This is a genomic window from Kocuria sp. KSNUG (genome assembly GCF_049532735.1).
Lineage (GTDB): Bacteria > Actinomycetota > Actinomycetes > Actinomycetales > Micrococcaceae > Kocuria > Kocuria rhizophila.
Genome location: NZ_CP150981.1, coordinates 1,314,938 through 1,337,480 on the forward strand (window position 1 = coordinate 1,314,938; position 22,543 = coordinate 1,337,480).

The window sequence follows — 22,543 nt, forward strand, 5'->3', positions numbered from 1 at the left end:
CACGCGCCACAATGGAACGCGTGAACACTTCTGCCGCGGCATCCCCGGTCCTGCTCGCGTGCGCCCACGGGACCCGTGATCCCGGTGGGCAGCAGGCGGTCGCGGCCCTCGTGGCCGCGGTGCGCGAACGGCTTCCGGGAGTCCGCGTGGTGGACACGTGGGTGGACGTCCAGGAGCCGGACCTCGTGGCGCGCACCGCCGAGCACGCCGGGCAGCGCGCCGTGGTCGTTCCGTTGCTGCTGTCCGCGGGCTACCACGTGTTCGTGGACATGGCCCGGGCCGTGCAGGGCTCACCGCACCACAGGGTGGCCGCGGCCCTCGGACCCGACCACCGGCTCGCGCGCGTGCTCGCCCGCCGGCTGGCCGAGGCACTCGACGCCGCTGGGGAAGCGGCCCCGGAACCGGTCGACGAGATCGTGATGGTCTCCGCAGGCTCCTCCGACCCCCGCGCCGGTCAGGACTGCGAACGGGTGGCGGCCATGCTCTCCGAGGTGCTCGGCCACCCCGTGTCCTCGGCCTACCTCTCCGCGGCCCGCCCGTCCCTGCCCGATGCGCTCGCGGCGGCCCGTGGCCGTGCAAACCCGGGGGACGACGCCGCAGGGTCGCCCCGCACGGATGCCGCTCCCGCGCGTCCTGGGCGCGTGCTGCTGGTCCCGTACCTGCTGGCCCCCGGGTTCTTCCACGGCCGGGCGCTCGCCGCGGGAGCGGACGTCACGGCCGAGCCGCTGCTCGTGCACCCCGGCGAGGTGCCCCCGGAGCTCGTGGAGCTGGTGGTCGAGCACTACCGGGAGGCCGCCTCCGAGGCGTGATCGCACACGGCCCTGACCATGGCCCCGAGCCGGAAGCGCTCCGGGACCACAGCGGGGATTCCGGCCTCCTCGAGCGGCTGCACGCACACGGGCCCGATGGCCACGGCGGTGCAGCGCCCGTCCCGCAGGGCCCGCTGGAGGTCCTCGAGCACGCCGAGGGCGCGGGCGGCGTCGAACACCGCGTCCACCGCCGGCGCCGCGGTGAAGGTCACGTAGTCCACGTCCCCCGCGACCATGTCCCGCACAAGAGTGGCCAGGCGGGAGCCCTCGTCCGCGGACTCCCAGCGGTACGGTGCCACGACCCGCACGGGCAGACCCGCCGCGCGCAGCCGCTCCAGCTGCTCCTCGTCCGGGGTGCCGTGCACCTGGACGGTCACCGTGCCGCGGGGTGCGGGGTCCCCGGCGAGCAGCCGGTCCACGAGCTCCGCGGTGCGCCCCGAGGAACCGGTGCACGCGCACGGGATCTCGCTCGCCCGCAGCTGCCCCGTGGCCTTCGCCCCGCGCGAGAGCACGGTGGAGGCCCGCAGCGCCGCGAGCAGCTCCTCGCCCAGTCCGTGCCCCTGTGCCACGGCGAGCCAGCGCTTGAGCCCGTAGCCCGTGGTGACCAGCACGGTGCCCGGGGCGGAGGCGATCAGGTCCCGGGTGGCGGCCAGCACGCCGTCGTCCTCGTCCGCGGGCGTGAGCTTCAGGGCCGGTGCGTAGCGCACCCGCGCGCCGTGGCGTTCGAACGCCCCGCCCTGCTCCGAGGCGCGACGGTGGGCGGTGACCGCCACGGTCAGTCCGGTCAGGGCGGGGTGCTCGGGGCTCGTCATGCTCCCAGGGTAGGAGGGGACGCCGACGCCGCACGCACCCCTCGGGCCTCCGCGGTCCCGGCCCGGCGCCCGCGGTGTCCGAGGCCCCGAGTAGGCTGGGGCGCGATCCGCCCGGCCCGTGCACCACGGCGAGGGTCGGGGCCAGGCCCCGCCCGGCGTCGTCGTGCCCCGCGCCGGGTCAGACCGCGCGCCGCCGTGCCATCCGCCCCACACACCAGGAGCCCGCCACTCATGTCCCTGACCGGTCTGCTCACCGCGCTCACCGAGGACCGCAGCTTCGCGAACATCCGCACCCAGGCCGCGCGCCCGCTCGCGGAGCGCTCCCCGGAGACGATCATCAGCGCCACGGACGGGCTGCGCGCCCCCGTGCTCGCGCAGATCGCCGCGGGTCTCGCGGACGACGCCGCGGCGTCGGCTTCCGGGCGCTCCGGCGCCTCCGCCGCGGGGGCCCACGCCCCGGTGCTGCTGGCCGTGACCGCCACGGGCCGTGAGGCGGAGGAGCTGCAGGCCGCGCTGGGCTCCTACCTGCCCGCCGAGCAGATCGCGAACTTCCCGTCCTGGGAGACCCTGCCGCACGAGCGGCTGTCCCCGCGCTCGGACACCGTGGGGCAGCGGCTGAGCGTGCTGCGCCGACTGGAGCGCACCGATCCCTCCGAGCAGCCGCTGCGCGTGGTCGTGGCGCCGGTGCGGTCGGTGCTTCAGCCGGTGGTCGCCGGGCTCGGACAGATGGCGCCGGTGACCCTGCGCACCGGGCAGGACTACGACTTCCAGCAGCTCGTGGCTGAGCTGGCTGGCGCCGCCTACTCACGCGTGGACATGGTCACCCGGCGCGGGGAGTTCGCGGTGCGCGGCGGGATCATCGACGTGTTCCCGCCCACCGAGGACCACCCCGTGCGCGCGGAGTTCTTCGGGGACGAGCTGGACGAGATGCGCTGGTTCGCGGTGGCGGACCAGCGCACCCTCACCACTGCCGAGCACCCCTCGGTGATCGTGGCCCCGCCGTGCCGCGAACTGCTCATCACCCCGTCCGTGCAGTCCCGCGCGGCCAAGCTCAAGGACCAGCTGCCCGGCGGGCGGGAGATGCTCGAGCGGATCGCCGGTGGGCAGTACGTGGAGGGCATGGAGTCCCTGGCCCCGCTGCTCGCGGACGAGATGGTGCAGGTGCTGTCCCTGCTGCCCGGGGGCTCCATGACCGTGGTGCTCGAGCCCGAGAAGGTCCGGGCGCGCGCCCACGACCTCGTGGCCACCAACGAGGAGTTCCTCATGGCCGCGTGGGACTCCGCCTCGGGCGGCAGCGACGCGCCCCTGGACCTCAACGCGGCGCTGGACACGGACGACGGCGCCGCCCGCACCCTCTCGTCCGGCTCGTTCCACACGATCGCCGAGGTGCGCGAGCTCGCCCTGGAGCGCTCGGTGGTCTGGTGGGCCGTGACCGGGCTGAACGTCAACGCCGTGACCACCTCCGAGATCAGCGCGGACACCTCCGACGAGGAGGTCCACCTCGCGGACACGGACGCGGACACCCTCACCGTGACCGCGCGCGAGCCCACCCGGTTCTCGGGGGATGTGCCGGCCGTGCTGTCCTTCCTGGGGGAGCGGGCGCGCGAGGACTGGCGCATCGTGCTGGTCACGGACGGGCCCGGTCCGCTGCAGCGGCTGAGCGAGCTGCTGCACGGAGCGGACGTCCCCGCCGCCCGCCACGAGAGCATCGACGCGGCCCCGCAGCCCGGCCTCGTGGAGCTGACCACCGCGCGCGCCGGGCGGGGTTTCGTGCTCGAGGGGCAGCGGATCGCGCTGCTCACCGAGGCGGACGTGCTGGGCCGCTCCAGCACCTACGACAACCGCGCCGAGCGCAAGCTCCCGCAGCGCCGCAAGCGCAACCAGGTGGACCCCCTGGCCCTGCAGAAGGGCGACTACGTGGTGCACGAGCAGCACGGCATCGGGCAGTTCATCGAGCTCGTGCAGCGGCCCATCGCGGGCGCCATGACCGCTCCCGGCCAGCCGAAGCCCGTGCGCGAGTACCTCGTGCTGGAGTACGCGGCGTCCAAGCGCAACGGGCCCAAGGACCGGTTGTTCGTGCCCACGGACCAGCTCGACCAGGTGAGCTCCTACGTGGGCGGGGAGGCGCCGTCGCTGTCCAAGATGGGCGGGGCGGACTGGAACAAGACCAAGCGCAGCGCCAAGAAGGCCGTCAAGGAGATCGCCAACGAGCTGATCCGGCTGTACTCGGCGCGCATGGCGTCCAAGGGCCACGCCTTCGGCCCGGACACCCCGTGGCAGCGCGAGCTGGAGCAGGCGTTCCCGTACATCGAGACCCCGGACCAGCTCACCACCATCGACGAGGTCAAGGCGGACATGGAGCGGCCCATCCCCATGGACCGGCTGATCTCCGGGGACGTGGGCTACGGCAAGACCGAGGTGGCGGTGCGCGCCGCGTTCAAGGCCGTGCAGGACGGCAAGCAGGTGGCGGTGCTCGTGCCCACCACGCTGCTTGCCCAGCAGCACTCCGAGACGTTCGCCGAGCGGTTCTCGGGCTTCCCCGTGCGCCTGGCCACGCTCTCACGATTCCAGACGGCCAAGGAGTCCAAGGCCACCATGGAGGGGCTGCGCAGCGGTGCGGTGGACGTGGTGATCGGCACCCACCGGCTGCTGAGCAAGGAGATGCAGTTCAAGAACCTGGGCCTCGTGATCATCGACGAGGAGCAGCGCTTCGGTGTGGAGCACAAGGAGAAGCTCAAGGCCATGCGCACGGACGTGGACGTGCTGGCCATGTCCGCCACGCCCATCCCGCGCACCCTGGAGATGTCCATGACGGGCATCCGCGAGACCTCCACGCTGGCCACACCGCCCGAGGAGCGCCACCCAGTGCTCACGTACGTGGGCCCGTACACGAACAAGCAGGTCTCCGCAGCCATCCGGCGTGAGCTCATGCGCGAGGGCCAGGTGTTCTTCATCCACAACCGTGTCTCGACCATCGAGGCGCAGGCCAAGGAGCTCGCGGAGCTCGTGCCCGAGGCGCGGATCGCCGTGGCCCACGGGCAGATGACCGAGTCCCGCCTGGAGCAGATCATCGTGGACTTCTGGGAGAAGAAGTTCGACGTCCTGGTGTGCACCACCATCGTGGAGACCGGTCTGGACATCGCCAACGCCAACACGCTGATCGTGGACCACGCGGACCGCTACGGTCTCTCCCAGCTGCACCAGCTGCGCGGCCGTGTGGGTCGCGGGCGCGAGCGCGCCTACGCCTACTTCCTGTACCCCGCGGAGAAGCCCCTGAGCGAGACCGCTCTGGAGCGGCTCAAGGCCGTGGCCGCGCACAATGAGCTGGGCTCGGGCATGCAGCTGGCCATGAAGGACCTTGAGATCCGCGGGGCGGGCAACCTGCTGGGCGGTGAGCAGTCCGGGCACATCGCGGGCGTGGGCTTCGACATGTACCTGCGCCTCGTGGGCGAGGCCGTGGCGGAGTACCGCGGGGACCAGGACACCGGGCCCGCGGAGATGAAGATCGAGCTGCCCGTCAACGCCCACCTCCCGCACGACTACGTGCCCGGGGAGCGGCTGCGTCTGGAGGCCTACCGCACCATCGCGAACGCCGCCACGGAGGACGCCGTCGCGGAGGCGGGCAACGAGCTGAAGGACCGCTACGGGCCTCTGCCCACCCCGGTGCAGAACCTGCTGGAGGTCGCCCGGCTGAGGATCCGGGCGCGCGCCGCGGGCCTCACGGACGTGGCAACGCAGGGCACCATGGTCCGGTTCTCGCCCGCCGAGCTCAGCGAGTCACGCGAGATGCGCCTCACGCGCCTCTACCCGGGCGCGCAGATCCGTCCGGTGCCGGGCACGGAGGAGCGCATGGTGCTGATCCCCAAGCCCAAGACCGCGCGGATCGGCGGCAAGGACCTCGTGGACGGGGACATCCTCGCGTGGGCCCGCGAGGTGCTGGACGCGATCTTCCCGGTGCTCGAACCCGCCGCCGCGGGCACGGACGCCACTGCGGGCACGGGCGACGTCGCGGGGTAGCGGCCCCGGGGACGTCGGCCCCGCGACCCATCGGCTGCGCGCGTCCCCCGTTCGGGGCTCCTAGGATGAACAGTCATGGGACATCTGCTCGTGACCGGCGGCGCCGGATTCATCGGTGCCAACTTCGTGCACCACGTGCTGGCGCACACGGAGCACTCCGTCACGGTGCTGGACAAGCTCAGCTACGCGGGCAACCGCGAGAACCTGGCGGTCGCTGACCCGGCCCGCTGCGACCTGGTGGTGGGGGATGTCGCGGACGCGGGCGTCGTCGACGACCTGGTGGGCGCGGCGGACGCCGTGGTGCACTTCGCCGCGGAGTCCCACAACGACAACTCCCTGCGGGACCCCTGGCCGTTCGTGCAGACCAACGTGGTGGGCACCTTCACCCTGCTGGAGGCCGCTCGGCGGCACGGGACGCGGTTCCACCACGTGTCCACGGACGAGGTGTTCGGGGACCTTGCGCTGGACGACCCGCAGCGCTTCACCGAGGAAACTGCGTACCGGCCTTCGAGCCCGTACTCGGCCACCAAGGCGGCGTCGGACCACCTGGTGCGCGCGTGGGCACGCTCCTTCGGGGTGGAGGTCACGCTGTCCAACTGCTCCAACAACTACGGCCCGTACCAGCACGTGGAGAAGTTCATCCCGCGCCAGATCACCAACGTGCTCACCGGGCAGCGGCCCAAGCTGTACGGCGCGGGGGAGAACGTGCGGGACTGGATCCACGTGGCGGACCACTCCGCCGCGGTGCTGCGCATCCTGGAGCGTGAGACGCCCGGGCGCACCTACTTGATCGGCGCGGACGGCGAGCGGGACAACCTCACGGTGCTCCGGGAGATCCTGCGGCTCATGGGCCAGCCGGAGGACGCGTTCGAGCACGTGACGGACCGCGCCGGGCACGACCGCCGCTACGCGATCGACGGCTCCCGCACCCGCGAGGAACTGGGGTGGGAGCCCCGGTACACCAACTTCTCGGAGGGTCTCGCGGACACCATTGCGTGGTACACCGAGCACCGCGAGTGGTGGGAGCCCGCGAAGTCCGCCACCGAAGCCGCCTACCGGAAGGCCGGACAGTGAACGCCCAGGACCTCACCGTGCACACCACCGCCATCGACGGCCTGCGGTTCGTGGAACTGCCCGTTCACGGCGACAACCGCGGCTGGTTCAAGGAGAACTGGCAGCGCGCCAAGGCGGTGGCGGCCGGGTTGCCCGACGCCTCGTTCGTGCAGCACAACATCTCCTTCAACGGCTCCCGCGGCACCACGCGCGGGATCCACGCCGAGCCGTGGGACAAGTACGTCTCCGTGGCCACCGGGCGGATCTTCGGCGCGTGGGTGGACCTGCGCCAGGGGACGGGCTTCGGCACCGTGGTCACGCACGAGGTCACCCCGGGCACCGCGGTGTTCGTCCCGCGCGGCGTGGGCAACGCGTTCCAGACGCTCGAGGAGGCGACCGCCTACACCTACCTGGTCACGGACCACTGGCGCGCGGACGCCACCGCCGAGTACTCGTTCGTGAACCTCGGTGACCCGCGGCTGGGCATCGAGTGGCCCGTGCCGCTCGCGCAGGCTGAGCTCTCGGACAAGGACCGCGCGCACCCCGCGCTGGACGACGTCGCCCCGCTGGCTCCCGCGCCCGTCCTCGTGCTGGGCGCCCGCGGCCAGGTGGGCCTGGCCCTCACGGCGCGGCTGTCGACGATGGGGCTTCCGTTCACCGCGTGGACGCGCTCGGAGCTGGACCTAGCTGACCCTGCCTCCTGGCCCGCGGAGATCAGCTCGGGGGACGCCTTGCGGCGCTACCGTGCCGTGCTCAACGCCGCGGCGTTCACGGCCGTGGACGCGGCCGAGAGCACCGAGGGCAGGGCGGCCGCCTGGGCGGTCAACGCCACGGGTGTGGGAGCACTCGCCGCGGCCTGCGCCCGGGCCGGCACCACCCTGGTGCACTTCTCCACGGACTACGTGTTCGACGGCGCCCTGCCGCTGGGCTCGGCGTACGCCCCGGACCACCCTGTGGCGCCGCTGTCCGTGTACGGGCAGTCCAAGGCCGCGGGGGAGACCGCCGTGCGCGCCTGCCCGCGGCACTACGTGATCCGCACCAGCTGGGTGATCGGGCAGGGGAAGAACTTCGTGGCCACCGTGGCGGACCTGGCGCGCCGCGGGGTGGACCCGGCGGTGGTCGCGGACCAGCACGGTCGACTGACCGCGGCGGCCGATCTGGCGGAGGGCGCCCTGCACCTCGTGGACTCCGGCGCCCCCTACGGCACGTACCACCTCACCGGCTCCGGTGCACCGTGCACCTGGGCGGAGATCGCCCGCTGGGTGTTCGAGGAACTGGGGGCGGACCCGGAGCGGGTGCGACCGGTCGGGACGGCTGAGTACACGGCGGGGAAAGTGGGCATCGCACCCCGACCGACCAACAGCTGCCTGGACACCACCAGCCTGGAGGCCACGGGGTGCTCCCCCCGGGACAGCCGGGCCGTGGTGCGGTCGGTTCTCTCCACCACCCACGACTGACCGCACGGTGACGAACACGAGAGAGCCCCGCTGCCTCACGAGGAGGCGGCGGGGCTCTCTGCGGTACTGGGCCGGAATCAGACGGCGCGGTCCTGCTTCTGCTCGCCGGTGCCCACGGCGCGCTGCGCCATCTCGGACGCGTTGCGCGGCAGGTCCAGGGTGACCTCGGTGCCACCGGTGGAGTGCTTGGCGGTGGCGCCGCTCAGGAACAGGGTGGGGACCATCAGCGCCAGGCCGTAGGCCAGGATGCCCACCATGAAGAGCCACCAGCTGTCCGGGTAGGTGCTGAACAGCCACAGGCTCACGAGGATCGTGACCATGCCGCCGCCGAAGAGGACGGCGTTCTTCACGATCTCGCCCTCGCCCGAGTACTGCGGTGCGCGGCGGCCGTGGCGCTCGGTGGTGGTGCGGGTGGCGTGAGCGTCCGCGGCGTGGCTGCCGTCCTCCGTGGTGCGCCCGGTGTGCGGACGGTGCGCGTTGGACTCGGCTTCCGATCTTCTGACCATGAGTTCACCCTTTCAGACCGCCGTGGCGGGCCCAGTACTGTCGTGCGGCCAGTCTAGTGCCTGGCACCCGGACTTGCTGACATTCCGTCGCCGGATGCGGTGGCTCAGAGCCTGCCGGCGATGTCCGCGAGCAGCCGGGAGATGCGGGGCCCGGCGGCGCGGCCCGCCTCCAGGACCTCCTCGTGGGACAGCGCCTCGGGGCTGATGCCGGCGGCCGCGTTGGTCACCAGGGACATCCCCAGGATCTCGAGGCCCGCGTGGCGTGCCGCGATGGCCTCCAGCGCGGTGGACATGCCCACGAGGTCCGCGCCGAGCACCTTGGCCATCTGCACCTCTGCCGGAGTCTCGTAGTGCGGGCCGGGGAACTGGGCGTAGACCCCCTCGTCCAGGGAGGGGTCCACCGTGCGGGCGATGTCCCGCAGCCGCTGGGAGTAGAGGTCCGTGAGGTCCACGAAGGTGGCTCCCTCCAGCGGGGAGCGCGCGGTGAGGTTGAGGTGGTCGCGGATCAGGACGGGCGTCCCGGGGGCCCAGTCCGGGTTGAGTCCGCCGCAGCCGTTGGTGAGGATCATGATCTCGCTGCCCGCGGCCGCCGCGGTCCGAACACCGTGGGACACGGCGCGCACGCCCTTGCCCTCGTAGAAGTGGGTGCGGGCGCCGATCACCAGGGCGTGGGAGCCGTCCGCCAGCCGGATGGAGCGCAGCGTGCCGCCGTGGCCCTCGAGCGCGGGCTTGGAGAAGCCGGGGATCTCGTGGGCGGGGACCTCGGACACGGTCTCCCCGAGCAGGTCCGCCGCTCCACCCCACCCGGAGCCGAGGGTCAGGGCGATCTTGTACCGGTCCACGCCGGTGCGTTCCCGCAGGGCGTCCGCGGCCTGCTGCGCGAGCTCGAAGGGTTCCTGGGCCGTGGTGTCAGTCATGCCACCATCCTAGGCACGCACGGCTGCCGCGTCAGCGTGTGGGCGCGCCCCGGTAGGCTGGGGCGCATGGCTGACATGACTGTGCAGAGGGAATTCGCGGACCAGAAGCTCGTGATCATCGGCGGTGGCCCCGGTGGCTACGAGGCCGCCCTCGTGGCGGCGTCGCTCGGGGCGGATGTCACCGTGGTGGAGGAGCAGGGCATGGGCGGCTCCGCCGTGCTCACGGACGTGGTGCCGTCCAAGACGCTCATCGCGTCCGCGGACACCATGAACCGTTTCGCCTCGGCCCGTGACCTGGGTGTGCACGTGGGCGACGACCTCGACGCCACGGAGGAGCTCAACAACCTGCGCGTGGACCTGGACAAGGTCAACGTGCGCCTGCTGCGCCTCGCGGCCACGCAGTCCCGGGACATCAAGCGCGGCCTGGAGCGCGTGGGTGTGCGGGTGGTGCAGGGCCGCGGGAAGATCGTGGACCGCTACACCGTGGTGGTGGACCCCAGCGACGACGAGCCCTACGAGCTGAAGGCGGACGTGGTGCTCGTGTCCGTGGGCGCCCACCCGCGCGAGCTGGACACCGCCAAGCCGGACGGTGAGCGGATCTTCAACTGGAAGCAGATCTACCAGCTCACCGAGATCCCGGAGAAGCTGATCGTGGTGGGCTCCGGTGTGACCGGTGCGGAGTTCGCCTCCGCCTACAACGGTCTGGGCTCCGAGGTCACCCTGGTCTCCTCCCGCGAGCAGGTGCTGCCGGGCTCGGACAAGGATGCCGCACAGGTGCTCGAGAACGTGTTCGAGCGCCGCGGTCTGCGCGTGCTCTCCCGCTCCCGCGCGGACGCCGTGGAGAACACCGGCGACGGCGTGCGGGTGACGCTGTCGGACGGCCGCAAGATCCGCGGCACGCACTGCCTGCTGGCCGTGGGCTCCATCCCCAACACCGCGGACATGGGCCTCGAGGAGGCCGGTGTTGCCATGACGGATTCCGGGCACATCCGTGTGGACACCGTCTCCCGCACCACCGCCCCCGGCATCTACGCCGCGGGCGACTGCACGGGCGTCATGCCGCTCGCCTCCGTGGCCGCCATGCAGGGCCGCATCGCCGTCGCGCACATCCTGGGTGACACCGTCCACCCGCTGCGCACGGACGAGGTGGCCTCCAACATCTTCACGTCCCCGGAGATCGCGTCCGTGGGCATCACCCAGCAGGACGTGGAGGCGGATCCCGCCATGTTCACCGGAATGACCATGAACCTGGCCACCAACCCGCGCGCCAAGATGATGGCCGTGGACGACGGCTTCGTGAAGATCTTCGCCCGCCGCGGCAGCGGCACGGTGATGGGCGGCGTGGTGGTGGGCCCGCGCGCCTCCGAGCTGATCTTCCCCATCGCGCTCGCGGTCACCCACCGCCTGGGCGTGGACGACCTCTCGGACACCTTCGCGGTCTACCCGTCCCTGTCCGGGACCATTGCGGAGGCCGCGCGCCGCCTGCACGTCCACCGCTGACCCGGCCCCGGGGGCGGTACGACGACGCCGCGGTGACCTTTCCCGCGAAGGTCACCGCGGCGTCGTCGTGCGCGGGGCGGGGGAGGGCTACTCCACGACCACCCGGGCGGCACCCACGGTGTTCATGTCCACGTGGCGGGTCTCGGGGGAGAACCACAGGGCCACCAGCGTGATGAGCGCCGCGAGGGACAGGTACAGGCCCACCGAGCCCACGCCGTAGTTGGCGTTGAGCATCACGGCGATGTACGGCGTGATGGCCGCGCCCAGGATCGAGGCCACGTTGTACGCGATCCCGGAGCCGGTGTAGCGCACGTTGGTGGGGAACAGCTCGGGCAGGATCGCGGACATCGAGCCGAACGTGAGGCCCATCAGGGTCATGCCCACGGTCAGGAAGAACAGCACGCGCGGCAGGGAGGCCTCGGCACCCGTGCCCACGAGGGACGGGGCCATGACGATCCCGAACGTGAGCCCGAAGACCAGGATCAGGGACGTGATCACCAGCTGGGACGAGCGGCGTCCGAAGCGGTCCGCGAGCCAGCCGGAGACGGGGACCATGGCCGCGAACAGCAGCACGGAGAGCAGCTGCAGCACCAGGAACGTGCGGTAGGGGATGCCCAGACCACCGGCGGTGGGCTTGCCGATGCCGTAGGAGAGGATCCACGCGGTCATCAGGTAGAACAGCACGTAGGTGGCCAGCATGATGAACGTGCCCTGGATGATCTGCACCCACGAGGTCTTGAACACCTCCAGCACGGGGGCGGTGACCTTCTGCCCCTGCTTCTCCGCGTGCTTGAACACGGGGGTCTCCTCGAGCTTCACGCGCACCCACAGGCCCAGCAGCACCATGACCACCGAGGCCAGGAACGGGATGCGCCAGCCCCACACCAGGAATGCGTGGCTGGTGCTCGGGTCCTCACCGGCGGTGCCGAACTGCATGAGCACCGTGAGCAGCAGGAAGAAGCCATTGGCCAGGATGAATCCGAACGGCGCACCCAGCTGGGGCCACATGGCGGCGCGGGCCCGCTTGCCCTCCTCGGCGTACTCGGTGGCCAGCAGCGAGGCGCCGGACCACTCGCCACCCAGGCCCACGCCCTGGCAGAAGCGCAGGATGGTGAGGATCAGGGGTGCCCAGATGCCGATCTGGTAGTACGTGGGCAGCACACCGATCAGGAACGTGGCGATGCCCATGGTCAGCAGTGCGCCGATCAGGGTGGCCTTGCGGCCGATCCGGTCCCCGAAGTGCCCGAAGATCACGGAGCCGATGGGTCGGCCGAAGAACGCCGCCGCGAACGTGGCCATGGAGGCCAGCAGCTTGGCGGTGTCGTCGTTGCCCGTGAAGAACAGAGCGGGGAACACGGCCACGGCAGCCGTGGCGTACACGTAGAAGTCGTAGAACTCGATCGTGGTTCCCACCAGGGAGGCCAGGATCACGCGGCCGCGCGGCACCCTCTGGTTCAGGGACGGCGAGCCGGGGCCCGCGGGGGAAGCGGTCGTGGACATGGAGCTCCTCATCGGCAGTCGGTTCGAAGAATGACTACAAGATAGGGGCGCGGATACCACATGGTGAATTCAAGTGTCCATAATGTGAGACAGCCCGTTGACGGCCTGCGGGTGGCCGTTCCGGGGGCCTCGACCGGTACCCCGCACGAGATTCCGATCGTCGGGGGTACGGCGCAACGCACGAGGCCCCGGTCCGCGGGGGACCGAGGCCTCGTGACGGCGAGAGGACTCAGGACTCGATGGTGGCCAGCACGGTGCCGGCGGAGACCGTGTCCCCCTCGGAGACCTCCAGGTCCTTGAGCACACCGGCCTTGTGGGCCGTCAGTGGCTGCTCCATCTTCATGGCCTCGAGCACCACGATCAGGTCGCCCTCGGCCACCTCGTCCCCGTTGGACGCGGCGATCTTCACGATCGTGCCCTGCATGGGGGAGGTCAGGGCGTCGCCGGAGGCGCCTCGTGCGGCCGTGCCGCCGCGGGCGCCGCGCTGCTTGCGGGGCTTGGCCTGGGCGGGCGCCGCGGAGCGGGTGGTGCCGGGCAGCTGCGGCATGGTGACCTCCAGCCGCTTGCCGCCGACCTCCACCACCACGGTCTGCCGCTCGGGCTCGTCCGCGGCGGGCTCGGGGGACGCGGTGAACGGCTCGATGCTGTTGTCGAACTCCGTCTCGATCCACCGGGTGTGCACCGTGAAGGGGGTCCCCTCCGGGGTGGCGAACGCGGGATCGGAGACCACTGCGCGGTGGAACGGGACCACGGTGGGCATGCCCTCGATGGTCATCTCCTGCAGGGCACGGCGGGAGCGCTCGAGCGCCTGCGTACGGGTGGCGCCGGTGACGACGAGCTTGGCGAGCATGGAGTCGAAGTTCCCGCCCACGGTCTCGCCGGCCTCCACGCCGGAGTCCACGCGGACGCCCGGTCCGGAGGGGACCGTGAACGTGGTCAGGGTGCCGGGGGAGGGCATGAAGTTGCGCCCGGCGTCCTCGCCGTTGATGCGGAACTCGATGCTGTGCCCGCGCACCTCGGGGTCCTCGTAGCCCAGGGCCTCGCCACGGGCGATCCGGAACTGCTCGCGCACCAGGTCCAGGCCCGAGACCTCCTCGGAGACGGGGTGCTCCACCTGCAGGCGCGTGTTGACTTCCAGGAAGGAGATGGTGCCGTCCTGGCCGACCAGGAACTCGCACGTCCCGGCGCCCTGGTAGTTGGCCTCGCACAGGATCGCCTTGGAGGACTCGTAGAGCCGCCGGTTCTGCTCCTCGCTCAGGAACGGCGCGGGGGCCTCCTCCACGAGCTTCTGGTTGCGGCGCTGCAGCGAGCAGTCCCGCGTGGAGACGACGACCACGGTGCCGTACTGGTCCGCGAGGCACTGGGTCTCCACGTGGCGGGGAGCGTCCAGGAAGCGCTCCACGAAGCACTCGCCGCGGCCGAACGCGGCGGTGGCCTCACGCACTGCGGACTCGTAGAGCTCGGGGATGGCGTCCCGCTCGCGCACCACCTTGATGCCGCGTCCGCCGCCGCCGAAGGCCGCCTTGATCGCGATGGGCAGACCGTGCTGGTCCGCGAAGTCCAGAACCTCCTGGGCGGAGGAGACGGGGTCCGCGGTGCCGGGCACCTGGGGCGCGTTCACCTTCTCGGCGATGTGCCGGGCCGCGACCTTGTCACCCAGCTGGGCGATCGCGGCGGGCGGCGGGCCGATCCACGTGAGGCCGGCGTCGATCACGGCGGCGGCGAACTCCGCGTTCTCGGAGAGGAAGCCGTAGCCCGGGTGGACGGCGTCGGCACCCGAGCGCCGTGCGGCGTCGAGCACCTTGTCGATCCGCAGGTAGGAGTCCGCGGCGGTGGTGCCGCCCAGGGAGTAGGCCTCGTCCGCCATGCGCACGTGCAGCGCGTCCCGGTCCGGGTCCGCGTACACGGCCACCGAGGTGATGCCCTCGTCACGGGCGGCACGGATCACGCGCACCGCGATCTCCCCCCGGTTGGCCACGAGGACCTTGGTGAGGGGGCGGGTGCCGGTGGCGGCCTCTTGCTGCCGCGAGGTGGTTGTCACGTGTGAACTCCTTGTCGACTCTCTGCCGAAAGATTAGTGCCCGTCCCGGGGGATCACCTAAGTGTGGCGGCAACCCGTCACGACAGCTGTGGAACCCCTACAAATCCGTGCGGTCCACTTCGTCACGCCGCTGACCACCAGGAGGTGGCCGACACCCCGACCGCGCGCAGCAGCTCCCGCAGGGTGGAGAGGCTCAGTCCGATCACGGCATGGGGGTCCCCCGTGACGCGCTCCACGAACACCGACCCGCGCCCGTCCAGGGTGAATGACCCGGCCACCTGCAGGGGTTCCCCCGTGGCCACGTAGTCACGGATCTCCTGGGCGCTCATGTGGGCGAACTGGACGTCCGCCGAGGCGGTGGCACCCTCCCCGAGGGCGGGATCGCGCCGCGTGTCCACGAGCCAGTGCCCGGTGTGCAGGGTCCCGGTGCGACCGCTCATCCCGGCGATCCGCTCCACCGCCACCTCGGGGGTGTACGGCTTGCCGTAGCTCTGCCCGTCCAGCTCGAACACGGAGTCGCACCCCAGCACGAGCGCGCCGGCCGAGCCCGGCAACTGGGCCACGGCCTCGGCCTTGGCGCGGGCCAGGCGCAGCGCGGTGTCCCGGGGGGTCAGCGGCCCCTCGGCGGCGACGAGGGCGTCCTCGTCCACGTGGGAGACCACGGTGTCGAACGGAATGCCGGCCTTGCTCAGCAGCCCGGCGCGGGCGGGGGACTGGGACGCGAGGATGAGTGAAGGTTCCACGGGCCCACTCTACGGCGCGGCGGGCAGCGCGTTCCGGGCAGGGTATGGCTCGGGGCACGGGACAGCGGTGGCCACCGAGGACCTGGTGGGTCCCTCGGCCCCGGCAGCATGCCCGTGCCGCGCCCACGTTGCGCGCGTAGGAGGAGCCCTGCCGCTCGGTGGCTTCCACCACGCGCAGTGGGCAGGGAAGGCCGGGGTGGTCGTGGACGAGGCGGTCCAGCGCGCCGGGCGCCCCGTTGTTCACCACGAGCACCTCGAAGGCCGGTGCCGCGAGCTGCGACCCCAGAGCGGCCAGCTGCAGGGGGAGGGTCTCCGCGTCACGGCTGCACGGGATGACCACGGACACCACGGGGGAGCCGCCCGTCACCTCACGCACTCGAGGCCCGCCGTCAGACGTCGCGGGCGGAGTGGGAGGACGCCGAGGAGCCGGCCGAGGAGGACCTGCGGGAGCGGGCCCGGTCGGGGGTGGCGCGGCGCTTGGCCCGGAACCCTCGCGACGACTTCTTGGTCTCCCCGTAGTAGGACGAGTAGCCGCGTCGGTATCCGCCGTAGCCGAAGCCGTAGTGGGAGGAACCCACGCCCCGCGCCGGAGCCAGGTTGAGCACGGCACCGAGCAGTGTCACGGACACGCGCCGCAGCATCGAGGCCGCGAGCTCCACCTGCTCCTTGCGGGTGCCACCCACCTCGATCACGAGGATCGCCCCGTCGGCCGCCGCCGCGAGCAGGCTGGCGTCCGTGACGGGCAGAACGGGCGGGGCGTCCACGAACACCATGTAGGACTCCCGCAGCTCGGTGAGCACGTGCTTCATGCGCTGTGAGCCCACGAGTTCGGACGGGTTCGGTGGGATGCGCCCGGCGGGCAGCACCATCAGGGAGGAGCCGGGGACCTGCTGCAGGGCATCCTGCAGCGCGACCTGACCGGACAGCACCTGGGTGAGCCCCACGGAGCCGTCCACCCCGAACACTCCCGCCACGGTGGGCCTGCGGAGGTCGGCGTCCACGATCACGGCTGCCTCGCCCGCGTGCGCGAAGGAGTTGGCGATGGCCGTGGTCACGGTGGACTTGCCCTCACCCGGGTTGGGGCTCGTGACCACCACGCACCGCGGCGGGTTGTCCACGCTCACGAAGCGGAGGTTGGTGCGCAGCTGGCGGACCGCTTCGTGGGCGGCGTCGTCCTCCACCTCGCCGCGGTTGTTGCCCTTGAGGGACGGGGTCTTGGGGAGGATGCCCAGCACGCCGGCGTCGGTGAGCTCCTCGACCTCGTGGGACGTGCGGATGCGCACGTCGGACACCTTGCGCAGCAGCGCCACGGCGTAGCCGGCCAGCAGCCCGGCGGCGGCGCCGGCCAGGAGGTACCGCTTGGTGTTGGGGCTCGACGGCCCGCCGGGGACCTGGGCGTCCTCGAGGGGCACCACGCGCACGGGTGAACTGTTGCCCTCGAGGTCCTGGACCACCTCGGCGGTCGCCTGCAGCGCCGAGTTGGCGAGAGCCGCGGACTTCTCCGGATCGTCGGCGGTGGCGTCGACCTTAATGAGGGCGGAGTTGGGGACCACGCTCGCGGTGAGGTGGCCCGCCACCTCGTCCGCCGTCAGACCGAGGGCGGGATCCTGGGCGATCTTCTCCGCCACCGAGCGGGAGGAGATCACCGGGATGTAGGCATTGGCCTTGTTCTGGGCGGCGACGTCCCCGTTGAGCACGTCCCCCAGGGAGCTGCTGCCCGTGGTGGTCACGAACCCCGTGGAGGAGGACGTGTAGATCTTGGGCTGGGCCAGGGCCACGCCGAAGGCCAGCAGCAGCCCGGCAAGGGTGGCCGCCAGCAGCAGCACGAGGTTGGCGCGGGTGAGGCGCAGGAAGTCAATGACGGTCATGCCGGCCCTGGGGGTGGGTCTGTGCGGGGGGATCACCGACATCCGCGGGCGCGGGGACCGGAGGGGTTCACCGGATCTTGCAGCGCGCTGCGTGGAAGATGCGATTTCCTGGAGTTTAGCAATGATTCACGGCTGCTCCCCGGAGCGGCACTGCCCCTGCCGGCTCAGGAATCCCTGTGTGACCAGGTCGGACACGAAGTCCCGCACCTGCGGCCCGATCTCCGTGAGGGGTGCACCGGTCGCCTCGGCCAGCACCTGCGGCAGCGAGTCCTCCGGCGTGGACTGCGCCAGGTGCCAGATCAGCGCGGCGGAGTCGTTGAGGACCACGGGCCGGCCGCCGGGGACGAGTGCGAGGCACACGCTGCCGAGCACGGTCTCCGAGGGGGCCACCTCGACCACGGCCGTCCCCGGCGCGGGGCGAAGCACGCCGGCTCGGGCCGGAGCGCGCCGCGCCGGAGACGCGATGGGCTCCGGGCCGAGCAGCCACGAGTCGGGCTGACCCGGTGCTGCGGGCGGGGAACCGGGCACCCGCGGGTCCGGTGCTGCGGGCTGGTCCGGCGCCGTGGTGTCCGCGGGCGCGGTGCTCGGAGTCCCGGGAGCGGGGGGCAGGGGCATCGACGACGCCGCGTCCGGGCCGGGAGCCGGGCTCGGCAGGACAGTACCGGGGTGGGCCGGCGCAACCTCGTGGGGATGCTCTGCGGCGTGCACCCCACCTGGGAGGGGGGCGGCACCGGGGGAGGCCCCGGCGGTCGGTCGGTCAGCCGTGTCGGGACGACGTCGCGCGCGGCCGGTGAGCAGCTCCGTCACGGCGCGCACGGGGCGGGACACGGTGGCTCGCGTGATCTCCAGGGCGGTGGGCTCCCGGCCCAGGTCCATGCGCAGGTGGTCCACGTTGGGAAGCGGCGCACGCAGCGCGACGGCGAGCTTTCCGCCCACGGTGGTGGCGGCTTTCATCCGGGCCCGCCACTCCTGGGAGCGCGTTCCCTCGTGGGACAGCACGAGCCGTAGGTCGTGGGTGGGACGGTCGCGGTAGCGGGGCAGCTGACCCGTGGCGGCCGCGAACGCCACGGTGGCCTCCAGTTCTGCGGCCCGTTGCTCGAGGCGTCGCCAGTCGGCCTCGGCGAGCACCTCGGCCAGGTGCCCCACGTCCTGGGTCATCGACTCGGGGCTGCGCGCCGCGTGCACCAGGATGATCAGGGCGTGCTCGAGCGTGCGCGGCACGTCGCACGGGTGGCCGGCCACGAGGCGGGTGCGGCGCTGCGCCCACAGCTGGTCGAACAGTTCCTCGGGGTCCATCTCGAACCCCGGGAACGAGCGGTGGATGTCCACGAGCCCCCAGTGGGGGTGCCGCATGGTCTGGGCGTGCTGGAAGATGGAGCCGGACCGGAACGTGGACACGGTGTTCCAGCCGTACTCGTGCAGCGCCTGCACCAGGAGGTCCGCGTGGGAGGGCCGGGTGAGGACGTCCACGTCGCTGCTCACCCGCCCCCGCACGTACAGCCGGGGGTCCGCGGCGTAGCCCTTGACCAGCAGGGCGTCCACCCCACGGGCCCGCGCCACCGCCTGGATCTCGGCGTGCGCCAACTCCACCCGTGCTGCCAGGGGGATGTCGGATCGCTCCATCACCCCAGGTTAGCGCGGGTTGGGAGTCACACGGCGCACAGTTCGCTGCGGGTGAGGAACCGGCGCCCGGTGGGGGTCTCCAGGGAGAACCCGGACCCCCGCCCCGGCACCGCGTCGATCACCAGCCGGGTCCGCCGCCACGCCTCAAACTGTTCCGCGGAGATCCAGAAATCCACCGGGCCCAGTTCGGACGAGTCCGCCGCGGTCAGCCGGGCGGTGCCCAGCAGCACGTCGGAGTCCCCCGTGCGGAACTCCCCGGCGGGGAAGCACATGGGTGCGGAGCCGTCGCAGCAGCCGCCCGACTGGTGGAACATGAGCGGCCCGTGCACCTGCCACAGCTCCCGCAGCAGCTCCACGGCTGCCGCCGTGAACCCCACCCGCGAGGTGTTCTCCCCGGGGACGGCGGGGGTGGCCTCCAGCGCCACCTCGATCCCGCCGGTCCCGACGCCGTCGGGCCCGGTCGCGACGCCGCCCTGCTCTACCTGCTCACCCATGTGCGTCACGCCGTTCCGGTCTAGAAGAAGCCCTGCGCGGACTCCGTGTAGGAGACCAGCATGTTCTTCGTCTGCTGGTAGTGGTCGAGCATCATCAGGTGGTTCTCGCGCCCGATGCCCGAGGACTTGTACCCGCCGAACGCCGAGTGCGCGGGGTAGTTGTGGTACTGGTTCACCCACACACGCCCGGACTGGATGGCGCGCCCGGCCCGGTAGGCGGTGTTGCCGTCGCGGGACCACACGCCCGCGCCCAGGCCGTAGAGGGTGTCGTTGGCAATGGAGATGGCGTCCTCGTAGGAGCCGAACCTCGCGACCGAGAGCACCGGGCCGAAGATCTCCTCCTGGAAGATCCGCATGGAGTTGGTGCCCTCGAACACCGTGGGCTGCACGTAGTAGCCGCCCGCGAGGTCGCCCTCGAGCTCGGCGCGCTCGCCGCCCACGAGCACCTTGGCGCCCTCCTTCTTGCCGATGTCCAGGTAGGAGAGGATCTTCTCCAGCTGGTCGGTGGAGGCCTGCGCGCCGATCATGGTGTCGGTGTTTAGGGGGTTGCCGGCCGTGATCTGCTTGACGCGCTCGATGCCGTCCGCCAGGAAGGAGTCGTAGATGGACTCCTGGATCAGGGCGCGGGACGGGCACGTGCAGACCTCGCCGGAGTTCAGGGCGAAGAACGCGAAGCCCTCCAGGGACTTGTCGTAGAACCCGTCCTTCTCCCGTGCCACGTCCTCGAAGAAGATGTTGGGGGACTTGCCACCCAGCTCCAGGGTGACGGGGATGATGTTCTCCGAGGCGTACTGCATGATCAGCCGCCCCGTGGTGGTCTCACCCGTGAACGCGATCTTGCGGATCCGCTTGTTGGACGCCAGCGGCTTGCCGCACTCCACGCCGAAGCCGTTGACGATGTTCACCACGCCGTCCGGGACCAGGTCCTGGATGAGCTCCATGAGCACCATGATGGACGCCGGGGTCTGCTCCGCGGGCTTGAGCACCACGCAGTTGCCCGCGGCCAGCGCGGGGGCGAGCTTCCACACGGCCATGAGGATCGGAAAGTTCCACGGGATGATCTGGCCCACCACGCCCAGGGGCTCGTGGAAGTGGTACGCCACGGTGTCCTCGTCCAGCTGGGACAGGTGGCCCTCCTGCGCGCGGATGGCACCGGCGAAGTACCGGAAGTGGTCGATGGCCAGGGGGATGTCCGCGTTGAGCGTCTCCCGCACGGGCTTGCCGTTGTCCCAGGTCTCGGCCACCGCGATGGTCTCGAGGTGCTGCTCCATGCGGTCCGCGATCTTGTTCAGCATGAGCGCGCGCTGCGCGGGGGTGGAGGCGTTCCAGGACGGTGCGGCGGCCCAGGCGGCGTCGAGCGCGGCCTCGATGTCCTCGGCGGTGCCCCGGGCCACCTCGGTGAACGCCCGGCCCGTGACGGGGGTGACGTCCTCGAAGTACTGGCCCTTGACCGGCGGAACCCACTGGCCCCCGATGAAGTGCTCGTAGCGGGGCTTGAAGGTGATGACGGATCCGTCCGTGCCGGGCTGGCTGTACACGCTCATGGTGACCATCCTTGGATCGGTAGTGAGGTGGATCACAGCCTAGTGCCCAGCGGTGACACGATCGACCCCCGCATGCCACGGGGCGGCCCGGGATCAACCCGAGCCGCCCCGTTCGCAGAAGGTGCCGGCGGTGACGCGCGTGCTACACGGTGCGCTGACCGTCCGTCGCCCCGGGTGAGGTCTGGGACAGCGTGGCACCGGACGCCGGCGCCGCGTGCTCCGGTTCGCGCGCGGAGGTGCCGTTGCCGGGGAGGCCGGTGGCGGCGTCGTCGTCCTTGAACGGGCGACCGGCCAGCGGGGCGTTGTAGCGGGGGAGGTCCAGGATGCCCTCGCGCTTGGAGACGACCGTGGCCACCAGCGCCTGGCCGGTCACGTTGAGCGCGGTGCGGCCCATGTCCAGGATGGGGTCCACGGCCAGCAGCAGGCCCACGCCGTCCAGGGGCAGGCCCAGGGTGGACAGGGTCAGCGTGAGCATGACCGTGGCACCGGTGGTTCCCGCGGTGGCGGCCGAGCCCAGCACAGAGACCAGGGCGATCAGCACGAAGTGCATGGGCATGAGCTCCACGCCGTAGAACTGGGCCACGAAGATCGCGGCGACTGCCGGGTAGATCGCGGCGCAGCCGTCCATCTTGGTGGTCGCACCCAGCGGGATGGCGAAGGACGCGTAGTGCCCGGGCACGCCCAGGTTGGACTCGCTCACGCGCTGGGTCACGGGCATGGTGCCCAGCGAGGAGCGTGACACGAAGCCCAGCTGCATGGCGGGCCACACACCGGCGAAGAACTGCTTCACGGACAGGCCGTTGAGCTTGACGATCACCGGGTAGACCACGAACGCCACCAGCAGCAGCCCGGCGTACACGGTGAGCACGAAGCTCACGAGCGAGCCCATGGAGGTCCAGCCGTACTCGAACACTGCGGTGCCGATCAGGCCCAGGGTGCCCAGCGGGGCCAGGCGGATGATCCACCACACGACCTTCTGCATGATGGCCAGCCCGGACTTCATGAGGTTCAGGAAGGGCTCGGCCTCCCGGCCCACCTTGAGGGCGGCGATCCCGACCACCAGGGAGACCACCAGGATCTGCAGGATGTTGAAGTTCACGGTGGTCTTGACGGTCTCGGGGTCGATGACCTTGGAGGTGGTTTCCAGGCCCAGGAAGTTCACGGGGATCAGGCCCTTGAGGAACGCGAGCCACGAACCCTCCGTGCCGGAGTAGGTCTCGGGCTGCGGCTGGCCGGTGCCCACACCGGGCTGGACCACCACGGCCAGCACCATGCCGATCACCACCGCGATCAGCGAGGTGATGGCGAACCACATGAGGGTCTTCCACGCCAGTCGGGCGGCGTTGGAGACGTCGCGGAGGTTGGCGATCGAGGAGATGACCGCGGTGACCACGAGCGGAACCACCGCCGCCTTGAGGATGGTCACGTAGCTGGAGCCGATGGTGCCCAGCGTGGTCATGAGCCAGTTGGGGCTCTCCTCGGGGTCCCCGCCCATGGCAGAGGCCAGGGACCCCAGGAGAACGCCCGCGATCAGGGCAATGAGGATCTGCCACCCGAAGGAGGTCATCCACCGCGGCAGACGCCGGGTACTTTCTGCGGAATTCATGCGCGCCACGATAGGGCGGCGAATGGTAATCCGCACACCCCTCGTGACGAACT

Annotated in this window: 16 protein-coding genes and 1 pseudogene; 5 read left to right on the forward strand and 12 right to left on the reverse strand. The window is 71.5% G+C overall.

What is annotated here, in order from left to right:
- Positions 1-11: 11 nt before the first annotated feature.
- Positions 12-809 (forward strand): sirohydrochlorin chelatase, encoded by a 798-nt coding sequence (locus AABM36_RS05655; protein ID WP_423447917.1) that lies wholly within the window; start codon positions 12-14, stop codon positions 807-809.
- Here the strand turns inward: AABM36_RS05655 and AABM36_RS05660 are convergent.
- Positions 782-1,621 (reverse strand): uroporphyrinogen-III synthase, encoded by an 840-nt coding sequence (locus AABM36_RS05660; protein ID WP_423447840.1) that lies wholly within the window; start codon positions 1,619-1,621, stop codon positions 782-784. The two genes, AABM36_RS05655 and AABM36_RS05660, sit on opposite strands and share 28 nt — an antisense overlap.
- A gap of 231 nt (positions 1,622-1,852) precedes the next feature.
- Between AABM36_RS05660 and mfd the strand changes: the two genes are divergently transcribed.
- The 3 genes from mfd to rfbD all read left to right on the forward strand — a co-directional run bounded on the left by mfd (position 1,853) and on the right by rfbD (position 8,148).
- A complete protein-coding gene (gene mfd, locus AABM36_RS05665; RefSeq protein ID WP_019310121.1) occupies positions 1,853-5,638 on the forward strand; it encodes a transcription-repair coupling factor in 3,786 nt (1,261 codons plus the stop codon).
- Between the two features lie 75 nt (positions 5,639-5,713).
- A complete protein-coding gene (gene rfbB, locus AABM36_RS05670) occupies positions 5,714-6,712 on the forward strand; it encodes a dTDP-glucose 4,6-dehydratase (protein ID WP_019310120.1) in 999 nt (332 codons plus the stop codon).
- A gap of 17 nt (positions 6,713-6,729) precedes the next feature.
- Positions 6,730-8,148, forward strand: a complete 1,419-nt coding sequence (rfbD, locus tag AABM36_RS05675; protein ID WP_257744290.1) for a dTDP-4-dehydrorhamnose reductase — start codon at positions 6,730-6,732, stop codon at positions 8,146-8,148.
- Between the two features lie 77 nt (positions 8,149-8,225).
- Here rfbD and AABM36_RS05680 read toward each other — a convergent pair whose 3' ends face one another.
- Both AABM36_RS05680 and AABM36_RS05685 read right to left on the reverse strand, forming a co-directional pair.
- Entirely contained in the window at positions 8,226-8,654 is a 429-nt protein-coding gene (locus AABM36_RS05680; protein ID WP_019310118.1) for a hypothetical protein, read from the reverse strand.
- Between the two features lie 104 nt (positions 8,655-8,758).
- On the reverse strand, positions 8,759-9,571 hold the full coding sequence (locus AABM36_RS05685) for a purine-nucleoside phosphorylase (RefSeq protein WP_019310117.1): 813 nt from the start codon (positions 9,569-9,571) through the stop codon (positions 8,759-8,761).
- A 75-nt stretch (positions 9,572-9,646) separates the two neighbouring features.
- On the opposite strand from AABM36_RS05685, the gene AABM36_RS05690 reads away from it, so the two are divergent.
- Positions 9,647-11,071, forward strand: coding sequence for an NAD(P)H-quinone dehydrogenase (locus tag AABM36_RS05690; protein ID WP_029603220.1), 1,425 nt, complete (start codon positions 9,647-9,649; stop codon positions 11,069-11,071).
- 87 nt (positions 11,072-11,158) lie between these two features.
- On the opposite strand, the gene AABM36_RS05695 is transcribed toward AABM36_RS05690, so the two are convergent.
- From AABM36_RS05695 to AABM36_RS05735, 9 genes and pseudogenes are all read right to left on the reverse strand, one after another.
- Positions 11,159-12,571 carry an MFS transporter gene (locus AABM36_RS05695; RefSeq protein WP_029603219.1) on the reverse strand — a complete coding sequence of 471 codons (1,413 nt, stop codon included), beginning with the start codon at positions 12,569-12,571 and terminating at the stop codon, positions 11,159-11,161.
- 229 nt (positions 12,572-12,800) lie between these two features.
- A complete protein-coding gene (locus tag AABM36_RS05700; protein WP_019310114.1) occupies positions 12,801-14,612 on the reverse strand; it encodes an acetyl/propionyl/methylcrotonyl-CoA carboxylase subunit alpha in 1,812 nt (603 codons plus the stop codon).
- Positions 14,613-14,734: 122 nt separating this feature from the next.
- The gene (locus AABM36_RS05705) at positions 14,735-15,355 is read right to left on the reverse strand and encodes a Maf family protein (protein ID WP_019310113.1); all 621 of its coding nucleotides are present in this window, start codon (positions 15,353-15,355) and stop codon (positions 14,735-14,737) included.
- Positions 15,356-15,476: 121 nt separating this feature from the next.
- Positions 15,477-15,731, reverse strand: a pseudogene (locus AABM36_RS05710) (glycosyltransferase); the annotation flags it as partial.
- Positions 15,732-15,744: 13 nt separating this feature from the next.
- A complete protein-coding gene (locus AABM36_RS05715) occupies positions 15,745-17,223 on the reverse strand; it encodes a polysaccharide biosynthesis tyrosine autokinase (protein WP_019310112.1) in 1,479 nt (492 codons plus the stop codon).
- A 126-nt stretch (positions 17,224-17,349) separates the two neighbouring features.
- Complete coding sequence (locus AABM36_RS05720; RefSeq protein WP_423447845.1) at positions 17,350-18,846, reverse strand: PqqD family peptide modification chaperone; 1,497 nt, start codon at positions 18,844-18,846, stop codon at positions 17,350-17,352.
- A 26-nt stretch (positions 18,847-18,872) separates the two neighbouring features.
- Positions 18,873-19,349, reverse strand: a complete 477-nt coding sequence (locus AABM36_RS05725; protein WP_423447847.1) for a DUF779 domain-containing protein — start codon at positions 19,347-19,349, stop codon at positions 18,873-18,875.
- Positions 19,350-19,360: 11 nt separating this feature from the next.
- On the reverse strand, positions 19,361-20,884 hold the full coding sequence (locus tag AABM36_RS05730) for an aldehyde dehydrogenase family protein (protein ID WP_423447849.1): 1,524 nt from the start codon (positions 20,882-20,884) through the stop codon (positions 19,361-19,363).
- A gap of 142 nt (positions 20,885-21,026) precedes the next feature.
- Positions 21,027-22,490 (reverse strand): dicarboxylate/amino acid:cation symporter, encoded by a 1,464-nt coding sequence (locus tag AABM36_RS05735; RefSeq protein WP_348613932.1) that lies wholly within the window; start codon positions 22,488-22,490, stop codon positions 21,027-21,029.
- Positions 22,491-22,543 lie beyond the last annotated feature (53 nt).

What these genes read in the sequence shown, in the direction of transcription:
- AABM36_RS05655 (WP_423447917.1), top strand. Translation starts at nt 12, where the DNA reads ATGGAACGCGTGAACACTTCTGCCGCGGCATCCCCGGTCCTGCTCGCG.
- AABM36_RS05660 (WP_423447840.1), bottom strand. Translation starts at nt 1,621, where the DNA reads ATGACGAGCCCCGAGCACCCCGCCCTGACCGGACTGACCGTGGCGGTC.
- mfd (WP_019310121.1), top strand. Translation starts at nt 1,853, where the DNA reads ATGTCCCTGACCGGTCTGCTCACCGCGCTCACCGAGGACCGCAGCTTC.
- rfbB (WP_019310120.1), top strand. Translation starts at nt 5,714, where the DNA reads ATGGGACATCTGCTCGTGACCGGCGGCGCCGGATTCATCGGTGCCAAC.
- AABM36_RS05680 (WP_019310118.1), bottom strand. Translation starts at nt 8,654, where the DNA reads ATGGTCAGAAGATCGGAAGCCGAGTCCAACGCGCACCGTCCGCACACC.
- AABM36_RS05685 (WP_019310117.1), bottom strand. Translation starts at nt 9,571, where the DNA reads ATGACTGACACCACGGCCCAGGAACCCTTCGAGCTCGCGCAGCAGGCC.
- AABM36_RS05690 (WP_029603220.1), top strand. Translation starts at nt 9,647, where the DNA reads ATGACTGTGCAGAGGGAATTCGCGGACCAGAAGCTCGTGATCATCGGC.
- AABM36_RS05695 (WP_029603219.1), bottom strand. Translation starts at nt 12,571, where the DNA reads ATGTCCACGACCGCTTCCCCCGCGGGCCCCGGCTCGCCGTCCCTGAAC.
- AABM36_RS05715 (WP_019310112.1), bottom strand. Translation starts at nt 17,223, where the DNA reads ATGACCGTCATTGACTTCCTGCGCCTCACCCGCGCCAACCTCGTGCTG.
- AABM36_RS05720 (WP_423447845.1), bottom strand. Translation starts at nt 18,846, where the DNA reads ATGGAGCGATCCGACATCCCCCTGGCAGCACGGGTGGAGTTGGCGCAC.
- AABM36_RS05730 (WP_423447849.1), bottom strand. Translation starts at nt 20,884, where the DNA reads ATGAGCGTGTACAGCCAGCCCGGCACGGACGGATCCGTCATCACCTTC.
- AABM36_RS05735 (WP_348613932.1), bottom strand. Translation starts at nt 22,490, where the DNA reads ATGAATTCCGCAGAAAGTACCCGGCGTCTGCCGCGGTGGATGACCTCC.